The sequence below is a fragment of the Rhodococcus marinonascens NBRC 14363 genome (assembly GCF_001894885.1).
Classification (GTDB): domain Bacteria; phylum Actinomycetota; class Actinomycetes; order Mycobacteriales; family Mycobacteriaceae; genus Rhodococcus_F; species Rhodococcus_F marinonascens.
On the sequence record NZ_BCXB01000011.1, the window covers coordinates 120,843 to 139,202 of the forward strand.

The 18,360-nt window shown below is 64.2% G+C and carries 23 protein-coding genes and 2 pseudogenes; 19 read left to right on the top strand and 6 right to left on the bottom strand.

All coding sequences use genetic code 11. From position 1 onward, the window contains the following. The first annotated feature begins 29 nt into the window (after positions 1-29). From RM2_RS10375 to RM2_RS24460, 6 genes and pseudogenes are all read left to right on the top strand, one after another. The gene (locus RM2_RS10375; RefSeq protein WP_139277725.1) at positions 30-938 is read left to right on the top strand and encodes a DUF5995 family protein; all 909 of its coding nucleotides are present in this window, start codon (positions 30-32) and stop codon (positions 936-938) included. An 86-nt stretch (positions 939-1,024) separates the two neighbouring features. After that, positions 1,025-1,483, top strand: coding sequence for a nitroreductase family deazaflavin-dependent oxidoreductase (locus tag RM2_RS10380; protein ID WP_072688846.1), 459 nt, complete (start codon positions 1,025-1,027; stop codon positions 1,481-1,483). 258 nt (positions 1,484-1,741) lie between these two features. Continuing rightward, a complete protein-coding gene (locus tag RM2_RS10385) occupies positions 1,742-3,202 on the top strand; it encodes a YncE family protein (protein WP_169846704.1) in 1,461 nt (486 codons plus the stop codon). A gap of 124 nt (positions 3,203-3,326) precedes the next feature. Next, a pseudogene (locus tag RM2_RS10390) lies at positions 3,327-4,682 on the top strand (FAD-binding oxidoreductase). Positions 4,683-4,853: 171 nt separating this feature from the next. Then, on the top strand, positions 4,854-5,333 hold the full coding sequence (locus RM2_RS10395) for a hypothetical protein (RefSeq protein WP_072688850.1): 480 nt from the start codon (positions 4,854-4,856) through the stop codon (positions 5,331-5,333). After that, positions 5,284-5,544 carry a HEPN domain-containing protein gene (locus RM2_RS24460; RefSeq protein ID WP_373863319.1) on the top strand — a complete coding sequence of 87 codons (261 nt, stop codon included), beginning with the start codon at positions 5,284-5,286 and terminating at the stop codon, positions 5,542-5,544. The genes RM2_RS10395 and RM2_RS24460 overlap by 50 nt, the downstream gene beginning before the upstream one ends. A 275-nt stretch (positions 5,545-5,819) precedes the next feature. Here RM2_RS24460 and RM2_RS10400 read toward each other — a convergent pair whose 3' ends face one another. The 5 genes from RM2_RS10400 to RM2_RS10415 form a co-directional block, all read right to left on the bottom strand. Beyond that, on the bottom strand, positions 5,820-6,365 hold the full coding sequence (locus tag RM2_RS10400; RefSeq protein ID WP_072688852.1) for an LpqN/LpqT family lipoprotein: 546 nt from the start codon (positions 6,363-6,365) through the stop codon (positions 5,820-5,822). After that, positions 6,358-7,182, bottom strand: coding sequence for a hypothetical protein (locus RM2_RS10405; RefSeq protein ID WP_169846706.1), 825 nt, complete (start codon positions 7,180-7,182; stop codon positions 6,358-6,360). The genes RM2_RS10400 and RM2_RS10405 overlap by 8 nt, the downstream gene beginning before the upstream one ends. A gap of 201 nt (positions 7,183-7,383) precedes the next feature. Beyond that, positions 7,384-7,980 (bottom strand): hypothetical protein, encoded by a 597-nt coding sequence (locus tag RM2_RS23875; RefSeq protein ID WP_139277728.1) that lies wholly within the window; start codon positions 7,978-7,980, stop codon positions 7,384-7,386. Then, positions 7,913-8,389, bottom strand: coding sequence for a WXG100 family type VII secretion target (locus tag RM2_RS23880; protein ID WP_139277729.1), 477 nt, complete (start codon positions 8,387-8,389; stop codon positions 7,913-7,915). The genes RM2_RS23875 and RM2_RS23880 overlap by 68 nt, the downstream gene beginning before the upstream one ends. Then, positions 8,386-8,679, bottom strand: a complete 294-nt coding sequence (locus RM2_RS10415) for a hypothetical protein (RefSeq protein ID WP_072688856.1) — start codon at positions 8,677-8,679, stop codon at positions 8,386-8,388. The genes RM2_RS23880 and RM2_RS10415 overlap by 4 nt, the downstream gene beginning before the upstream one ends. 682 nt (positions 8,680-9,361) lie before the next feature. Between RM2_RS10415 and RM2_RS10420 the strand changes: the two genes are divergently transcribed. The 7 genes from RM2_RS10420 (at position 9,362) to RM2_RS25890 (ending at position 13,404) form a co-directional block, all read left to right on the top strand. Next, the gene (locus RM2_RS10420; RefSeq protein ID WP_084721719.1) at positions 9,362-10,162 is read left to right on the top strand and encodes a hypothetical protein; all 801 of its coding nucleotides are present in this window, start codon (positions 9,362-9,364) and stop codon (positions 10,160-10,162) included. Continuing rightward, positions 10,132-10,515: a hypothetical protein gene (locus tag RM2_RS23425; protein ID WP_084721720.1), complete on the top strand. Its 384-nt coding sequence runs from the start codon at positions 10,132-10,134 to the stop codon at positions 10,513-10,515. Before RM2_RS10420 ends, RM2_RS23425 begins: the two co-directional genes overlap by 31 nt. A gap of 2 nt (positions 10,516-10,517) precedes the next feature. Then, complete coding sequence (locus tag RM2_RS10425; protein WP_072688858.1) at positions 10,518-11,270, top strand: ESX secretion-associated protein EspG; 753 nt, start codon at positions 10,518-10,520, stop codon at positions 11,268-11,270. 27 nt (positions 11,271-11,297) lie between these two features. Further along, positions 11,298-11,750 carry a hypothetical protein gene (locus RM2_RS10430; protein WP_084721722.1) on the top strand — a complete coding sequence of 151 codons (453 nt, stop codon included), beginning with the start codon at positions 11,298-11,300 and terminating at the stop codon, positions 11,748-11,750. Further along, positions 11,747-12,286 (top strand): DUF3558 domain-containing protein, encoded by a 540-nt coding sequence (locus RM2_RS10435; RefSeq protein ID WP_084721723.1) that lies wholly within the window; start codon positions 11,747-11,749, stop codon positions 12,284-12,286. The genes RM2_RS10430 and RM2_RS10435 overlap by 4 nt, the downstream gene beginning before the upstream one ends. A 62-nt stretch (positions 12,287-12,348) precedes the next feature. Then, positions 12,349-12,855, top strand: a complete 507-nt coding sequence (locus tag RM2_RS10440; protein ID WP_072688862.1) for a DUF3558 family protein — start codon at positions 12,349-12,351, stop codon at positions 12,853-12,855. Between the two features lie 285 nt (positions 12,856-13,140). Then, entirely contained in the window at positions 13,141-13,404 is a 264-nt protein-coding gene (locus RM2_RS25890; protein WP_084721724.1) for an integrase core domain-containing protein, read from the top strand. Between the two features lie 185 nt (positions 13,405-13,589). Here the strand turns inward: RM2_RS25890 and RM2_RS10455 are convergent, their stop codons facing one another. Continuing rightward, positions 13,590-14,162, bottom strand: coding sequence for an RICIN domain-containing protein (locus RM2_RS10455; RefSeq protein ID WP_072688864.1), 573 nt, complete (start codon positions 14,160-14,162; stop codon positions 13,590-13,592). Between the two features lie 727 nt (positions 14,163-14,889). On the opposite strand from RM2_RS10455, the pseudogene RM2_RS10460 reads away from it, so the two are divergent. The 6 genes and pseudogenes from RM2_RS10460 to RM2_RS10480 form a co-directional block, all read left to right on the top strand. After that, positions 14,890-15,486: pseudogene (locus RM2_RS10460) on the top strand (transposase); the annotation flags it as partial. Positions 15,487-15,544: 58 nt separating this feature from the next. Then, on the top strand, positions 15,545-15,688 hold the full coding sequence (locus RM2_RS24465; RefSeq protein ID WP_169846699.1) for a hypothetical protein: 144 nt from the start codon (positions 15,545-15,547) through the stop codon (positions 15,686-15,688). 117 nt (positions 15,689-15,805) lie between these two features. After that, positions 15,806-16,123, top strand: coding sequence for a hypothetical protein (locus RM2_RS10465; protein ID WP_072688866.1), 318 nt, complete (start codon positions 15,806-15,808; stop codon positions 16,121-16,123). Then, on the top strand, positions 16,123-16,704 hold the full coding sequence (locus RM2_RS10470) for a DUF3558 domain-containing protein (RefSeq protein WP_072688868.1): 582 nt from the start codon (positions 16,123-16,125) through the stop codon (positions 16,702-16,704). Before RM2_RS10465 ends, RM2_RS10470 begins: the two co-directional genes overlap by 1 nt. 145 nt (positions 16,705-16,849) lie before the next feature. Further along, positions 16,850-17,614, top strand: a complete 765-nt coding sequence (locus tag RM2_RS10475; RefSeq protein ID WP_072688911.1) for an 8-oxoguanine DNA glycosylase OGG fold protein — start codon at positions 16,850-16,852, stop codon at positions 17,612-17,614. A 50-nt stretch (positions 17,615-17,664) separates the two neighbouring features. Continuing rightward, complete coding sequence (locus RM2_RS10480; protein ID WP_072688870.1) at positions 17,665-18,357, top strand: SIMPL domain-containing protein; 693 nt, start codon at positions 17,665-17,667, stop codon at positions 18,355-18,357. Positions 18,358-18,360: the final 3 nt, after the last annotated feature.

The following is an 18,360-nucleotide window of genomic DNA, read 5'->3' on the forward strand; positions in this document are numbered from 1 at the left end:
AACACCCTGAGGCTCGCTATGCTTCGCCGATGAAATTCGCGCGAGTGCCTGCCCGTTTTCTCCTTGCCACGTTTGTCGCGGCAGTTTCCACGGCGGTAGCGTCTCCCCCGCTCGCGCCGGCTGAGGCGTCGAACGCTATCGCGACGGCCTGCGGAACGCCTTTGACTGCGGCCGATATCGGCCGCATAGTCGCGCTGTCCGACATCTCGACGCTTCCTGCCGCCGCTTCACTGGACCGCCTCGAGGAAGAAGTCGCACGCCACGAAGCGATTACGGCGATCCTCGTCCGTCATCGCGACCGGCGAGGACTGTTCTCTCTCGGCCTGGACGCCGTCGAACGTACGGCCGTCATGCCGATGCAACGCGACCCCGCCGCCTTCGTCAATCGGGACTGGGGGCACGCGGTCAGTTCCGACCTGCTGCGCCGCTATCTCGTCAATCTGCACGCCGAGTTCACCGGTGCACCGGTCGAGCCCCATTGGGCGCAGTACTTCACGATGAGTAAACAGTGCGAAGCGCGACCGGCAGAGGTCGCCATGATGGGATACAACGCGCATCTCACGGTCGATCTGGCGTATGCCGTCGCAACTGCGGCGACCACCCGGGCCGATGTTCCCGACTACTACCGGATTGTGGATTCGATTGCGCTCCAGGCGGACACGATCGTCGAAGGAACCCGAGACGTCTACGGCGCCGACCTGGGGCCACTGTGGCGCTTCTACCTTCTCGGTGAGGGCCTCGACCGACTGTCAAGCGAGGATGTCTCATCCGAGTTTCTCCTACGTGCTGCAGACGGCGGATACAACACCCTCACGCTCGCTCACGGTTTCGCACTGAAAGACCCCCGGACCGCGGCGACCGCCGAGACGACGATCGGCATGCTGCACCAGGCGAACAACAAGGCCATCGGGGTCCTGTCGGATCTTGGCGGGCTGTGACGGAAGCATTCGCTCCACGGGTGGTTGAAGACGCTCGAAGATCTCAGCCCCTGCAGCAACCTGCACACACGTGATGTACTGATTGCATGCCGCTCAATGGTGAATACGAACCGAGCCCGTCGAAGTTTTTCGTGGGTGAGCAACAAGTAGTTGTGGCCGATCAGGTCGAGCGCTATGAGGAATCCCAAGGTGCGGAGGGTGCAGTCACCCGAGGCGCGCCCATCGTGGTGTTGACGAGTAGGGGCGCAAGGTCCGGCAAACTCCGTAAGACCCCATTGGCGCGCATCGAGCACGCCGCCGAGTATGCGATTGTGGCCGCGCACCGCGGCGCGGCGAAGCATCCCGACTGGTATTACAACCTGCTCGCCGATCCTCACGTCGAACTGCAAGACGCTACGACGAAACGAGACATGATCGCCCGCGAGGTCACCGGAGACGAGAAGGCGGCATGGTGGGACCGCGCGTTGCGGGTCATCCCGGTGATTGCCGAATACCAAGAAAAGGCTGACCGCGAGATCCCTGTTTTCGTTCTCACGGTTCAGTAGAGAGTGCCGCTCAGTAGAGAGAAAGTGAAAGGGATTGCATTGCAACCCCTTTACCAAGCGATCACCCCGGCTGGCCGGAAGAAACTCCACCCGGTCGCCCTGCTGCCGGCCCTCACATTTCAGGACCGTCACCGTGGTTCGTTCGTCAGTATCGTGGAGGAGTCTCCGGGGTTGCCTCGGACCCACCCCGCCGTTTGCGACGTCGTCGGTCCCCTGATCTCGGTCGACATGACTGTCCGCTCGAGAGAGGCAAGAACTGTGGCTGGATCCAAGACATTGAGGCGGCGCACATGGGTCGCGGGAGTGCTCGCCGCGACAGTAGGAGTTGCGGCGGCGTGCTCCACGACTACCGACGAACCCGACCAGGCACCGCCCGCGTCCAACGACAGCGGGGTCGTGCAGGCTCCCGCTCTCGCCGGAGAGGGCCTGCCGATCTCTTCGCAAGACCGCGTCTACACCGCGGACCAGACCTCGAACACGGTCAGCGTCATCAACCCGGCCACGAACGAGGTCCTGGGTTCGATCGCCCTTGGGTCGCAGCGCCTCGACGGCATTCTGGGGCCGCAGTACGTCTCGAACATCGATGTGCACGGTCTCGGCTTCTCGCAGGACGGCAAACATCTCGGCGTCGTCAGCGTCACCACCAACACGGTGACCATCATCAACACCGAAGACAACAGCATCGCAAATCAGACCTATGTGGGCCGGGCCCCGCACGAGGGGTTCTTCACCCCGGACGGCAGCGAGTTCTGGGTCTCGGACCGGGCGCTGTCACAGGTCGACATCGTCGACGTCGCCAACGGCGGGGTCACCGGACACATCGAGACCGGCGACGGGCCGTCCAAGGTGCTCTTCAGTCCCGACGGACAAACGGCCTACGTCAATCACATCCGCTCCGCGACGGTCGACGTCGTGGACGTCGCCTCCAAGCAGGTCACGTCCGTGATCGACGGACTTGCCGACCCGATGTCCTCCGACTTCGGGCTCTCTCCTGACGGCAACGAACTGTGGGCGCCGCACAAGGGCATCGGGAAAGCCAGCATCATCGACACCAACTCGGGCACTGTCAAGGCCATCATCGACACCGGCCCGGACGTCAACCACGCGAACTTCGTGACCACCGACGAGGGTGACCTGGTCTACCTCACTGTGGGCGGCACCAACGAGATCCAGGTCTACCGGCGCACGTCCGAAGGACCACCGGAACTGATCCACACCATCATGTCGGGCGGGACCGAACCCCACGGCGTGTGGCCCAGCCCCGACAACACCCGCGTCTATGCAGTCAACGAGCACTCCGACAGCGTCTCGGTGATCGACACCGCGACGCAATCGGTCATCGACACCCTCGACACCGGCCAGGAGGGGCAGGCCCTCGTCTACGTTGCCAATGCGGTACCGACCGGCGACGGCACCGAGAACCTCACCCAGCAGGGCATCGGCGCACGCGTCGAGAACGCTGACATCCCGTTGACCGGACCGGGCTACGCGCGGGTCACGGTCCGTGACGTCGACGGACAAGACATGTTCAGCATCGACGGCGCCGGGCTGATGCCGGACACCACCTACACCGCCAGCGCCGACCTGAACGGCGCGAGCGTGCCTCTGCTCTCGTTCACCACCAACGACATCGGCTACGAGATGCAGGCGGCCTCGTTCACGCAATTCTTCGGCAACTACGACATCAACAGTGTCAGGATCACTCCGCAGGCCGGCTGACTCTGCGCTGTTCCTCTGCGGGATCTCGACTCGACGTCCCCCTTCGTGACGACAGCTGGTCCGACGTCGTCGGCCGCCGTTCGTCTTGGGCTGCAATCCCGGCAGACGGAGGCATGATGGGCGGATGACGACGGTGGAACCGGCGGTTCTGGGCCAACTCATCGACGCGCTGCCCGACGGCGCGGTTCTCACCGATCCGGACCTGACCGCCGGCTACCGCCACGATTGGTCCGCCGACCCGAATGCCGGCACCCCGATCGCAGTGGTTCGCGCCACCTGCGCCGAGGATGTGCAGGCCGCGATGCGGTGGGCATCACGGCACCGGGTGCCGGTGGTTCCGCGCGGCGTAGGCTCGGGGGTATCGGGTGGGTGCAGCGCCGTCGACGGAGGCATTGTCCTGAGCACCGAACGGATGAGGGCGGTCACCATCGATCCGGTCGCCCGCGTCGCGGTCTGCGGGCCCGGACTGCTCAACACGGAGGTGAAGAAGGCCGCCGCCGAGCACGGGCTCTGGGTACCCACCGGACCCGTCGTTGGTCGAGATCTGCTCGATTGGCGGCAACGCGGCCACCAACGCGGGCGGGTTGTGCTGCGTCAAGTACGTCGTGACCACCGACTACGTGCTCGGCATGCAGGTCGTCCTCGCCGACGGCACCGCCCTCCGTCTCGCCGGACTGTCGTTGACGAAGCTGTTCGTCGGCAGCGAGGGCATGCTCGGGATCATCACCGAACTCACGCTGCGGTTGATCCCGGCGCAACCGCCCGCGGCGACCGTCGTCGCATCGTTCCCGTCGGTCGAGTCCGCCGCCGACGCCGTCCTCGCCATCACCGGTCAGATCCGTCCCGCGATGCTCGAATTCATGGACCATGCCAGCATCAACGCGGTCGAGGACGCCGTCCGCATGGGTTTGGACCGGGGCGCCCGCGCACTGTTGCTCGCCCAATCCGATACCCCGGCGCAGCCGGTGCGCGGGAAATCGAGACTATCGTTACCGCCTGCACAACACACTGCGCGACAGAGGTGTTCGCCACCGACGATGCCGCGGAGGGCGAGGCGTTCACCGCCGCACGACGATCCATGCTCCCCGCACTGCTGGCGATGGGCAGTGCGCTGCTCGAGGACGTCGGCGTCCCGATGCGGCAGCTGACCGCCCCTATCACCGGCATCGAGGCGATCGCCGCGGACTGCGGCATCGTAATCTGCACCGTCGCGCATGCCGGCGACGGCAACGCCCACCCCATGATCGTCTTCGACCCCACCGACTCCGACACGACCGAACGCGCCCACGTCGTTTTCAGCCGCATCATGGCCCTCGCAATCGGCGTGGGCGGGACAATCACCGGCGAACACGGCATCGGGCGACTCAAGCGGGACTGGCTGCCGAGGCAACTCGGCGGGGACGTCATGGAATTGAACCGGCGCATCAAGGCGGCACTGGATCCGATAGGGATCCTCAATCCGGGCGCGGCTCTCGCCTGACCTCGGTCACCGCATCGGCGATTTCAGGGTCGACGCCGTTGCGTCGCCTGGGAACGACCGGCGCTGTTGATGAGGTGGGAACCGGTTAGGGTGTCACCGCGTCATATCAGTGGAGGGCAGGGTGAGGGCCGCGTCGTGTCGAGGGGGGATTTGTGAACGAGCTGATCTAATGTGCCGAATCCGGAATACTTCCAGGGCGACGAGTGGAGCCCTGAACGGTTGTACGAGCTTGCTCAGTCGATGACTCCGGCGTCCATCGAGATGGTGCAGCGCACGTGGTGTGGGCTCGGTGAGGACACTGCCGCGCAGATCCTCGCTTTCGTCGACGGGATCAGGCGAGAAATCGGCACCAGTTGGCAAGGTAGCGCGGCGAACAACGCGGACAGCGAAGCGAGCGACTACGCGAGAACCGCCGATCCGACGAGATCACAGCTCGACGGGGTGGCGAGCGCACTCGATCCGATCTACCAGGCCGCTACCCAACTCAAGGCGGGAGCGGTACCGGACGTTCAAGGCCTGAACTGGTATGACAACCTGACGCCCTGGTTGTCGAATGCGGACCAGGAGTACTATCCGCCGCCACGCCGAGGGACTCGAAGCGATGAACACCATCGAGACTTGGGCTCGGGTCGCTGTCCAGGCTCGCAATGACCTTGCTCATGCCGGCCGGACCCACCGACAGTCAATGGACGAACTGATCGCGGTGGCCGAGGCGTGCAGCGCACTCGTCACTCTGTGTCTGCTTCAGCAGATCGGCATCAAGGCCGATCGGTGGCGCGAGATTGTGCAGGACAACCCTGGTTTGCGGTTCGCCGCCGAGCAAGCCGCCGATCACTTGAACTCGTCGACCGCCGACCGGTGATTCGCTGTGCTCATTGTCTTCGCCTCCGTTGACCGCCTTCACTTACACACCGATCCGCTTCGGCTGTCGAGTGGGCCGGACTGACTCTTTACGAGATCATCCGTGCGCTCGGGGCAATTCGATGGTGGTGACCGTGACCCGCGAGCCCAATCCTTCGGTTGTGGCGTCGGTGCCCCGCCGCCCCCTTGTGACGACTGCGCCGACGCGGATGGGGGCTTCGGCCACCTCAAGGTTCGGCGTGTGGGGAGCTGATTAGGTTGCCCGGTGGGGCCGGTTCAATTGGTGGTGATGGTCAGCCCGACATTGATGACGGTGACGTCGACCTCGAGGTCACCGGCCTGATCGAGCAGTGTAGTCACGGTCAGCTGTGTCAGATACTGCTGGGAACCGTGGGTGATGACGACGTAGCGGGTGGTGGCGGACAGTGTCCATTTTTCGACCGTGTAGACGCCCCGCACGAACGCCGATGGGTAGCCCTGATACGGAACGCGATTCGACTCGTATTCGCGCCAGTCCGGCAGGCGCCGGGAGTCGGCGAAGGCACAGTCCAACAGTTGTTCGGCGTCAACAGTCGTGGAGAGTTCGCCGTGCAGGAGCACGGCGTTGGGGCACCAATTCTCGGTGGTGTGAGTGGGACTGGCGAGGACGGTGTAGGCGCCGGGCACTGCTTCAGGTGGCGCGGAAACCCAACCGGGGAGTTGAGGAATCGCCACGGTCACCGGATCGGTGGCGTCCGCGTGGCAGGGCGTGCACGACACCTGGTGAGCGTCGAAGTATTCCCGCACCGTCATCGTGTCCGACCAGGTGGGGAGTTCAGACATCGGAACCCGCCTTATTCGCCAGGCGTGCGGCGTGGAATCGTTCGCGTAGCGGTGGGGGCGTGAGGAGTTCGCGGGCGTCAGGCCGGGCGACGATGTCGCGTTGATCGGGGTTGTCCTTGAGGAAGCGGAGTAGGGACAGCAGGGTGTTCGGCTCGGCGACGAGTTGATGGGCCATTACTGTGATCTCGTTCTCCGCGTCGAATTTCAGTTGCTGTCCAGCGGGAATGGGCGTGGTCGATCGCAGTGTGATGCGGGGGTTGCGTTCCTCGGTCCGTCCGGTCCCGGTGACCAGTTCGTCTGCCGAAATTTGTGCGATGTCATCCCACAGGAGAAAGGCGTCATGGGTCTTGGAGGACAGTCCCCACCACTGCCGGACGTAGCGGCGGACCCCGGTCGGATAGATGCTGAACTCGGTGACATTGCGAACTAGCAGCAGGAACGCGGCAACTGCCAGCGCGCCGCCGCCGCAGATCGCCATGAAGATTGCGCCGCCTTTGGTGTCACGTCCCCCAGGCAACAGGGTTTCAGCGACGCCGAAGTACCAGGTGATTGCTGCGGACAGGCAGAAGACGCTGCAGGCCCCGAGGCTGATGATGAGAAAGGGAACAGTGTGTCCCATTGGAATCCGGATTCCGGTCGCGTGTTGATCGACGATTGGGGCGATCCTGCGTGACCGACGAAGTGAACGGAACCCAGCCTTTTCGAGACCGATGATCGAGACACTTCCCATGACGACCGCCATCCCGGCCCCAACAACGACAACTCCGACTTCCGAACGCTGGCCAGCCTCGATCGCGACGCTGATCACGACGGCCATGAACATGAGCATGAACGTTGCGACGACGAGTGGCCCGACGCGAAAGCTTTGTGGCCAGTGTGGTTTTCCGTAGATTGTGGGCAACGATCGCGAATCGGGGCTATTTCCTGATTTGATTTCTTGCCACCCTTCAAGAGTCTCGGCATTGTTCCGGGTCGCTCTGGTTGGAAATGCAAAACCTGCGATAACGAGTGGCGAGTATCAGTCCCATTGCGACTGCAAGAATTTCGATCCGAGCCAGGCAATGCCACCACCAATTGCCGCACCGGCGACCAGGCCAACTGCAGTGCCTACGCCTGGGACTGGAATGAAAGAACCTGCAGCTGCCCCGAGTTTTCCGCCCAAGTAGGTCCCGCCCCACAGACCGGCCGCCGCACCGGCCCCTTCGGTGACGACTGCCTTGGTCGGATCCATGCCGCCTTTGATGTCGTTGGCGATTGCGGGCACGGTGCCGATAGCAGCACCGAACGGGCCGAGGCCCCGCCCGATCGTCCGTGCAACGTCGTCCGCGGAGGCGGCCGCGGTGGCGGCCGCGGCGTTGGTGAGGGCCTTACCGGTCTTGTCGGTCATCACCCCGATCGTCGATGCGGCGATCGTCGACGGCCAGTCGGGCACCATGGTGAACCCTCCGTCACCGTGGTCGACGACATTGCCCGGTATCGCGGCGTGCCCTGCCTGCTGCAGCGCGTCGATTGCGGCCTGAATGCGGCTAGCGGCGGCGACGGCGGCCTCATCCGCCTGTCGGAGTGCATCGACGACGACGAGGGTGAGCTCGGCGGCTTCCTTCTTGATCCGCAACCAGGCCGCGTCGCGGGTGTGTTCCGGAGCCAGGACGAGCCAGGCGATGAGCCCGGCTGGGTCGACCCATCCCGTCATCTTCGACGTTGAATCCGCGTCCGCGCGCGTCCGAGACGACGGACACCAGGTGCAATCGTGCGCCGTCGACGATTCCCGCAGCAGACCGACACTGTTCGGCAACGTCCGACAGGGCACCGGCCACGGCGCCGCCCAGCGATTTTTCCTGCACCACCCGGGTCGCCGCAGCGGTGGCTGCAGCTCCGCTCCACGTGTCGGCGAGCGCATCCTGCTCGATCATCAGGCCCGTGAATCGTTCGTCCAGTTCGGCGACGATCCGGTCGATGCCCCCGGCGGTCGATCGCAGCGATTCGGGCTTCCACCGGATGACCTCGGGGACGGTCGGGCTCACGCGGGAACGTCCATGGCGTCCAACATGCCGGTGAAGTCGGCCTCGGACACCTCATACTTTCCTGCCGTACCCTGCGCGATTTCCGAAACCTCGGTTAGCCGGTGGTAGAGGTTCGTCAGCGCCGCGCCGGTCTCCTGCACGCCGGCAACGCAGACCTGGGCGAACTCGGTTCCCGGCAGCGCCACCTCGGAGTCAGCGAACGGGGTGCTCACATCGATGCCGGCGATCGATTCGGACACTCCGGCCACTGCGTCGGCGAATTTCCGCAGCATCTCGACGTCAACGTTCATTCAACGCCCCCCTCGGATCGGTTACCCCGGCGGAAAACCTAGCAGTTCGGTCTGAGCACCGATGGGCGGGCACGGCTTCCGAAACCGGCGAACCATGCACCCTCGAGTTCGTCGTCACCGACGACTTGTACCCACCCGGATAGGTTCAGCGTCGAGCACTGCGAACGAGAGGCCGCGCAGCGTGGCCGCCGACGCGGTCTCCTCGATCTCCGGTTCCTCCCACCACGGCAGCGGGACGCCACCGACCGGTGCGAAATTTCACGCGATCCGCAGATCCCCACGGATCGGCGCGATCCACCGCGGGTCCTCGTCATACTCCACCCGGAGATGCCCGAGTCAGCGGCCGGGACTGCCCTGGCTTTGGATGCTCCTATTGGTGTCATTCCGGCACGACTTCGCCGCCCGCCTCTGCCCGACCACCGGCCACCCCGACCCCGTCGGCCGACCCGATCGCAATGAAAGAGCTGGACAGGCCAGTAGCAACCCCATCTATAACCACCTCACACGAACGCCGGCAACGGAACACGGACCTCGTCAGCCCATCGGTTGATTTCAGGGTCGACGCCAATGCGTCGCCCCGGGCAACGACCGGGCTGTTCATGAGGTGGGAACCGGATAGGGTGTCAGCGCGTCATACCAGTGGAGGGCGGGGTGAAGTCCGCGTCGCGTCGAGGGGGGAATCGTGAACGAGCCGATCTATGTCCATGACCCGGAGTACTTCCAGGGCGACGAGTGGAGCCCCGAGCGGCTGCGGGATCTTGCCCAGTCGATGACTCCGGCGACCATCGCGATGGTGCAACGCACCTGGCGTTCGCTCGGCGAGGGCACCGCCACGAAGATCATCGCTTTCTCCGACGGCATCCGGCGAGAAATCGGTACCAGTTGGCAAGGTGGCGCGGCGAACAACGCGGACAGCAAGGCCAGCCGCTACGCGGCCACCGCCGATCCGGCGAGAACGCAACTCGACGCGGTGGCGAGCGCACTCGATCCGATCTACCAAGCCGCCTCCGCACTCAAAGCGGGAGCGGTACCGGACGTTCAGGGCCTGAACTTGTACGACAGGCTGACCCCCTGGCTGTCCAACGCGGACCAGGAGTACTATCGTCGCCACGCCGACGGACTTGAGGCGATGAACACTATCTACCGCCCAGGCATAGTGGACACCGACAAGACGGTTCCGGTGTTCGACCGACTCGAGAACATCATCACCCCGCCCGCCCCGACCAGGCCATCTTCGAGGACATTGCCCGATGGTTTTGGCAGCATTCCTGGACGCCCGGGAACTGCGCCGGTCGATCCGCCCGGCGAGATGCCGTCCGACGACGCCACCGACCGGGCCCCCCGAACGGCGACGGCGGCCCTGGCCCAGGACAGGCCGGACCGCCGCAGACCGGTGACAGCCCGGCGTCCACGACGGCCGCATCCGCGTTCGGCAGCCCGACAGCACCGGGTATGCCGGTATCCGGCGACACGCCGCGGGTAGGGAGCAACCCCAACATCGGTGGCGCGGGTGGTGGTCCCGGCGGTGGTGGTCTCGGCGGTGGTGGAGTTGCCGGCGGAATGCCCCCGGGAGGAAGGGCGTCGGCCAGGGTCCCAAGCGCCGTCTCCGGTGCGGGGGTTGTGGCCGGAGGAAGGGTGGGCGGACTCGCTGGAGCGACCGGTGCAGGCGCGCGCGCATCGGGGATGGGGGCCGGCATGATGGGCGCACCCGGAGCCCGCGGCGGCGGTGACAGCGACAAGGAACACAAAACCCCCGGCTACCTGATCACCCTCGACAACGGCAACGAACTGATCGGCAAGTTCCCTGCAGTCGCACCGCCGGTGATCGGAGCATGAACATGCGCAACTGGCTGCTACGCAGCGAGCAGTTCGGGGCATTGTGGGCGGCCACCGGGCAGGACCGACAACCGTTCCCGTTCACTCTGGTCAGCCCCGCCCGCACGTACAACGCGTTCGAGCACGAGCAGCAACAGATCCGGGAAGCCTTCGCTGGGGAAGACCGACAGAATGTGCGTACTGCGGTCCGCGTCCTCGCCGAGCCGGAGGTATTCGTGGAAATCTCCGGCGAGACCGTCGACGAAGTGCCGATCAGGATCATCGGGGCTGGGCTGCAACGATGGTGCGCCGTCGCGGTCCAACGGCCCGGTGCGACACCCGCGGTGGGCGGCGACGTCATCCTGGGCGCCGGCATCACCGACGATCTCGCATCGGTGTTGATCGGGTTGATCCCCCAGAACGCTGCCGGACGACGCACCTTCGCGAGACGCGACGAACCCGAACCCGACTACTTCTCGCAGGGCATTCTCCGCAGCGCCGGCGCCGCACCACCCGCCCGCAAGCTCGAGAATGCCATGCGCAAGGGCCACGCCGGCAGCGGCACGATCAGAGTCCTACGGGGTCCGCGGCACGTCCGGGGCGAACTGGGCACGATGCGGTGGATCGACATCTCCGGCGACGGCCGGTATCTGATCGGCCCCCGCGACCCGAACGCCGCAGCCGCGGCCGGACCTGAGCTGCTGGTGTCCGCGCTGTCCGCTGCCATCGGCGAGGGGCTTCGCCTGCAACGTGAGACGGCCGAACACCGTTGGTAACGACCGAAGTACACACAGAGGGAACCCATGACACACCCGCAGACACCGCAACCAGTTCCCGAACCCGACCACTATCCCACCCCGCAGAGCGCGGACTGGAACCAGGTCACGATGGCCGCTCTAAGCGAAGGGCATCTGAACGTCGACCCCGAGGGGCTGCGCCGGTGCATCAAGATGTGCCAAGACCACGCCGAGAACATGTACGAACTGGCCGAGCAGGCCAGGAAGGACCTGTGGATCGAATCCTTGGGCATCGGCGAGCACGAGTTGGAATCGGCCAGGCTGCTTATCAAGAAATTCAATGACAAGGCCGTCGGCGGCGGCAAGATCGCCCACGAAAGCTCCGCAGTCGGACTGCTGTTTTCCCATCAGCGCTACGCCCTGGACATGAAAGCAACCTTCGAGGCCGTGCTACGGCGCTACGAAGAACAGGAAGGCATCACCGCCAGCGCCCTCGGCCAGATCGGAGACAACCTATGATGCTGCGATACAGGCGTTCTCGCGCCTTCGCGGTAGCCGCCATCGCGGCGGTGTCGTTACTGGCAGGATGCGGAAACTCCCCCGCCGAGGAACCAGTCGCCCAACCGGTCCCGCGGTTGACGTTTCACCCCTGCGACGGATTCGGCCCCGACGCCCAGGCCGTCGCCGGGATCGACGGCAAGATACCCAAGCGGTACGAGGACCGGGAGGAGCCGTACCAGGACTGGGCCTGCTCATTCCGTTCGGATGATCCCTACTTCGGAGTGCTGGTGTCGTCCGCCGCAAAACTTCTGTCGAAAACCGAGAACGACGCACGCCTCACCCTGATCGACGACACTCAGATCGCCGGACACCGCACCCTCCTGCACGACTTCCCAGGTGGCCTTCAGTGCGTGGCGTCGGTCGACTTCGACACCGCTGTCCTCGAAATCATGGTCGGCTACAAGCAGGTGGGTGTCGACACCGCCGACCAGGCGTGCCCGCTGGCACTGAAAGTGGCCCAAGACCTGGGCCCCCACTTCCCCGAGCACCTGTGACCCAGGCACCCACAGCCCAGCGAGAAGCTGTGAGAGCTCGGCGTAGACCAACCGGGTTCTTTGTGGCAGCCGCTGCGGTGTCGTCACTGACGCTGGCCGCATGCGGCAACTCCCCCGCTGACGAACCTGTCGCAGAACCGTTACCGCGGTTGATGTTTCACCCCTGCGACGGATTCGACCCCGACGCCCGGGCCGCCGCCGGAATCGACGACGGCGAGCCGGTGAAGTTCGAAGACCGGGAGATCCCGTACCAGGACTGGGCCTGCTCATTCGACTCGGATGACCCCTACTTCGGGGTGGTGGTGTCGTCCGCCGCAAAACTTCTGTCGAAGACCGAGAACGACGCACGCCTCACCCTGGTCGAGGACACGCCGGTCGGCGGGCATCGCACCCTCCTGCACGACTTCCCAGGTGGTCTGCAGTGCCTGGCGTCGGTCGACTTCGACACCGCTGTCCTCGAGATCATGGTCATGTACAAGCAGGTAGGCGTCGAGACTGCCGACGAGGCGTGCCCGCTGGCACTGAAAGTGGCCCAAGACGTGGGCCCGTACTTCCCCGAGCACCTGTGACTCAGGCACCGTTCAGGAAACATGGAAATCTGTTCCCTGATCCGGAACCTCACGGTCCCGGCGTTGAGTTACACGGGTGACGAACACACAAGACTATCGGTGCTCAACATCGTCGAGCGGTCGATCACCTCGGAGCGGTAGATCGAGGAACTCGGAAGGCGTTCGCGTTGTGGGGTGGGCCACCGCAGGTGCTACGGATGGACAACGGGCCGGAGTTCATTCCCATGCTTTACGACAGTTCTGCGGTGACCGGATAGGGATCTCGTACATTCCGCCCGACACGCCTTGGAACAACGGGCATATCGAGTCTGGGGGCACCTCCCTGGACGAAGTCCTTGGGGGATCAACAACCGACTACGGAAGGAGTGCCTGAACCAGAATCATTGGACGAGTCTGCTCGAGGCCCGGGTGGTCATCGGCGACTTAAAGGACGACCACAATCAGCGACATCATCACTCGTCGTTGGGCTGCCGTACGCTGCCCGATGCGCCCACACCCATCCACCCGTGGGCTGTGAGATCGACTGACAGCAATTCAACGTGGCTCTAACTCCATGCGGCCCGACTATCGGGGGCCTGCCACGTAGTCGGGGCGATATCGGTCGGGCGCCGATCTCCCGGTAGATGCCGCCCACGGCCGGATCCGACAGAAATGTCCCCACACACCGGACAGTGCCCAGCTGGACCGCGAATCCCAGTTTGTTGTGCTGGCGTTCGAAAGCGCACGTTCAGGAATTAGACCGTGGCGAACGGAATACGCCAATCCTGGTCTGCGCCACCGGTGCAGTCCGTGACTTCCAGGAGTGATCCAATCTCGTTGGTTGGGTCGACAACAGCCAGACATATGTTTTCCGACCCGGAGAAAAATATGTTCCCTGTTACTCCACCGGGGGCCGTACCGTTTATGACATTATCGCCCAGAGTCCAGGTTTGCGTATTGAAATGATTGCAATCATTAACAGTCACTATGGTGCCATCGTGAGGGTTCACGACAACATTGCCCAGTTCATCCAGCGTTTGAATATCCAAACACTTACTTGTTGTCGGATTGAAAATCTCATGGTCGAGGCCGATAACCCAATTCTGATTATCAGCTCCAGTGGGTTGCGCCATTCGCACCTGAGTTCCGTTTGAGGCACCCGCCGGTAATTCCACGACCAGATTGTTGAATCCGATATCTGGACCCGGCTCATCCCTCGCACTGGGTGTAAAGGTGATGAGCGAATCCTCGTGGACACCGATGACCACCGGGCTGGCGTTAGCCATTGGGCTAGATACCACCACCGCCGACACAACCGCAAGGATCATTGCAAGTCTCATTTACAGACCACGCATCCCGTTCCAAAATTTGCAGACCACGCATCCCGTTCCAAACTTTACAGGCCACGCATCCCGTTTGAAACGGATACTTTTCTCATACTAACTATTTATGGGTCAATTGCAAGTCTCATTTACAGACCACGCATCCCGTTTGAAACGGATACTTTTCTCATACTAACTATTTGCGGGTCCACCTCGGTTTTATAGGTAGCAGGGGCCGGCGGCGCGGTCGCGAGAGTGGTCGCCTGATGATCTGATCGGGTCGTGGACGCCGGTCGGTGGTGACTGGCGGGTGGGGGCAATAAGTCCGGGGCAACACCTACCGGCGCGTTCTACTTTGCGGCTCGGGACAGCTTCGCGAGTCCTGGGCCGTACCGGGCTGCCTGCTCATCGGTCAAGAACTTCAACATCCAACCGCAGCAAGATCTCTAGTGCTTAGTGGAGGATCCATCGGAGATGTTCCCCAGACCCCGAATCGGCGCTGTGGTGGTGGGGTACACCCCAACACCACAGATATTCCGCGCGGGGAAGACCGTCATGTTGAAGTCGGTTTGAAGGTTTCTTGACACTAGTCCAGGGGTAAGTCCCGTGGGGTGGTGGGAATTAGGCGAGCGGCATAGCCCCTGATAGGGGTGTCGCACCCAGGTTGAGGGTAGACCATCGCGTAGTGATGAACGAGTTACCTCTCACAGTGACTCGACCAAGGAGCTACGCGATGACCCGCGACCATTCTGCCTGATTTCCCGGTTGGACACGCTCAAGGGTGCTGATCCGGCGAGTGTGTTCGCCGAACTGATCAGGGCCGGGTTACAGGCGTTGATCGATGCCGAATCGACCGAGGTGCTCGGCGCCGACCGCTACGAACGGACCGATACCCGCACCACCTACCGCAACGGCACCCGCAGCGAGACGGCGGCCACGACCAGCGGTGATGTGGGGATACAGATCCCGAAGCTGCGGTCGGGATCGTTCTTCCCCTCACTGCTCGAACGCCGCCGGCGAATCGATCAGGCCCTCTACGCGGTGATCATGGAGGCATACGGGCACGGGGTGTCGACGCGCAACGTCGACGATCTCGTATCGGCGTTGGGGGTCGACTCGGGGATCACGAAGTCGCAGGTCTCCCGTATCTGCGGCGGGCTCGACACGGAGATCGCCCGGTGCCGCGACCGCACCCTCACCCACACCACATTCCCGTACGTGTTCCTCGATGCCACGCAAGGTGCGGATCGGGGCGCACGTGGTCTCGAACGCCCTGGTGGTGGCGACCGTTGTGTCGATCGAGGGCACGCGAGAGGTACTCGGTACCGCAGATCCATCTCGACGGGCGCTGCGCACTGCTCGAGGAACCAGCCTCGCTCATCTGTGCGGTGAGTATCGAGACCAGCTACGGCATTCTGGGTGTCTCTCGCGTCTTCTTCCCCACTCGATCCGACCAGAACACCGAGGAGGAGCGGTGCATCGGGATCGAGGACACCGCGAGTATTATCGCACGCTATCTACCTGGCGGATAGGCATGAGTTGTGCGCGGTCGAGTTGGGTCGATTCCTGCCTCGGCTCAAGGGCGGGTACGGACCACGTACGATTCCCCAAGCGGCCGTGGGGGTCACGTTCATAACGGAGGGGGATTCATGGCGCTGCGCCTCGAACCTGGAGCGATCGAACAGTGTGTGCGCGTCTGCGATCAGATGCTCGACTCGATCGATGACGCACTCTGGGAAGCGAACAGACTTCAAGATGTTGACGGCTTCGGTGATTTCCGGATCGGCGACCAACTCGCCGCCGGGTACACCCGCAAGGCGGTGACAGTCATCGAGCGGCTCAAGGACCACCGAGCTGTCATCGTGGCCATGCGGGAGGCGTTCGCGTCCGGTGGCGATGCATTCGCCGACACCGACGGCCAGTTTGCCCAGACGCTGGGAAGCCTCGATCCCGGACTGGACCGGTGATGTCAAGCCGCCGGTCCGTCGCCGCACTACTTGCGGCCGCGTCGATCCTCACGGGCTGCGGTGCGGCCCCGGAGACGCCGCAGGCGGTGCCGGCGTCCGATACCGTGCCGCCGTCCCCGACTACTCGGGTGCCGCGCCAGGTCGATCAGTCGGATCGGCCACTGGTCGCGTTCGATCCGTGCCTCGACATCCCGGATGAGGCACTCGTGGAGGCGGGCTACGACCCGCAGTCGAAGGATGTAGATGCCGTAGCCGCCGACTATCACACTTTCCTGATCTGTGGATTCAAGACCCCGCAACGGCAGTACGGGCTTAACGTGCTCTCCTCGAACATCACCTTCGCCGAAGAGCAGGAGAAGGTCGCGGATTACTCCACCCCGATCGAGCTCGACGGGCGCCGCGCACTGCGCAAAGTAGCATCCACGCTCAGCTGCGCGGTGAGTATGGAAACCAACTACGGCATCCTGATCGTCTCCCGGATCTTCTTCAGCACTCGGTCAGACCAGAACCCAGAGGTGGAGCGGTGTATCGGGATCGAGGACACCGCGAGCATCATCGCACGCTATCTACCTGGCGGATAGGCATGAGTTGTGGGCGGTCGAGTTGGGCCGATTCCTGCCCCGGCTCAAGGGCGGGTACGGACCACGTACGATTCCCCAGCCTAGAACCCCGAGTTCCGCCGTGTCGTACACCCGCGCTGCCAGTAGTTGGTGCGATCATCGCTGCATGCATCTGCTCGACGACGGATTCACCCCACCGGAGGCCTGCGTGCAGTGGAGCCGCGCCCGGGCCTACCCGCTGCACGTGCTCGACGACAGTGCCCACGTCGACCTCGACTGGTGGAACCACCAGTTGCGCGAGCACAAGCACGAGATCGTGCTGCGCGGACGAGACCTCGACGGCCACGTGGTCGATCGCGGCATCGCCGTCGTCCAGCGCAACGACCTGCAGATCGGTAGCGAACTGATCGAATCCGATCACGACGCCCTCGGTCTGCTGTTCCTGTGCGCGGCCTGGCGCAGCGCCCACCGCAGCCGTAGGGCCACGCGTCGACTGCCCGACGTCTTCAACCCGTTCGCGGAGCAGGACCCACTCGCCAAAATCAAGAACGTCCTGAACCGGTGCGCCAAGGACAAGCGCATTCCCGAGCCGTCTGGCGACGCCTGGTCGGGCTGGCCGGACATGCCCGGCGTCGGGGTGTCGCTGATGACGCTGTTCATGTGGGCGGTCGGTGTTCGACGGGACGGTGTCCGCGCCCAGCTGATCGACCAGCACGGCGTCTCGACCCTGATCCACGAGGGCTGGCTCGAGGAGCCGTCGGTCAGCGGGTTCACCCTCCGTCGCTACGACCGCTATCTGCAGCTGCTCAGCGCATGGGCGATGCAGGTGGGCACCGACCCGGAGCTGATCGAGATGTGGTTGGTGCAACGCTGGAACGCACGTGTGCAGGAGGCCCGCAGCGGCGCGCGTGCCGAGCCCACGCTGTTCTGAGCCGCCGCGATTCACATCGAGCCGCCGGCGTTCTCGGGGACACTGGGCTCATGCCGACCAATCCCGTCACGATCACCGTCACCGGCCACGCCGAACGCGCGTTCGCACCCAATCGTTGCGTGGTCCACCTGAACATCGAGTTCGACGGCGCCGCCCGCGCGGAGGCCGCCGGCCCCGCAGCGCAGACGGCGACCACACTCACCGAGCTGATCCGCACCCTGGATCGTGAGTCGGCACGCCCGCTGCGACGGTGGTCACTCGATCAGATCCAGCACTCCCGGTACCGGCCCTACCATCCGGACGGCAAGAAGTTGCCGTGGAACTACCGGTCGACGGCCTCCGGTTCGGTGACATTTCGCAACCGCGATGCCGTCGCCGCATTCGTCGACGAGGTGTCCACGATCGAGGGCGTCAACGTCACCCACCTGGACTGGAAACTCACCCGGAAATCGCACGACGAGGCCCTGGCGCGGGTCCGGGACCTCGCGGTCCGCGACGCACTCGCCAAAGCGGCCGGCTACACGAAGGGCCTGGGCTGCACCCGAATCGAGGCGGTGGCCCTCGCCGATCCCGGCATGCTGAACCCGGGACAGCGCCCGGACTTCGGCCCGCCGGTCATGCGCGCAATGGCGGTATCAGCACCAATCGGCGACGCCGAGCGCGCCGACCGACCGCCGATCGAACTGAACCCCGAGCCGGTCCGGGTCCGCGCCGACGTCGAGGCCCGCTTCGAGGCCTTCTGAAGC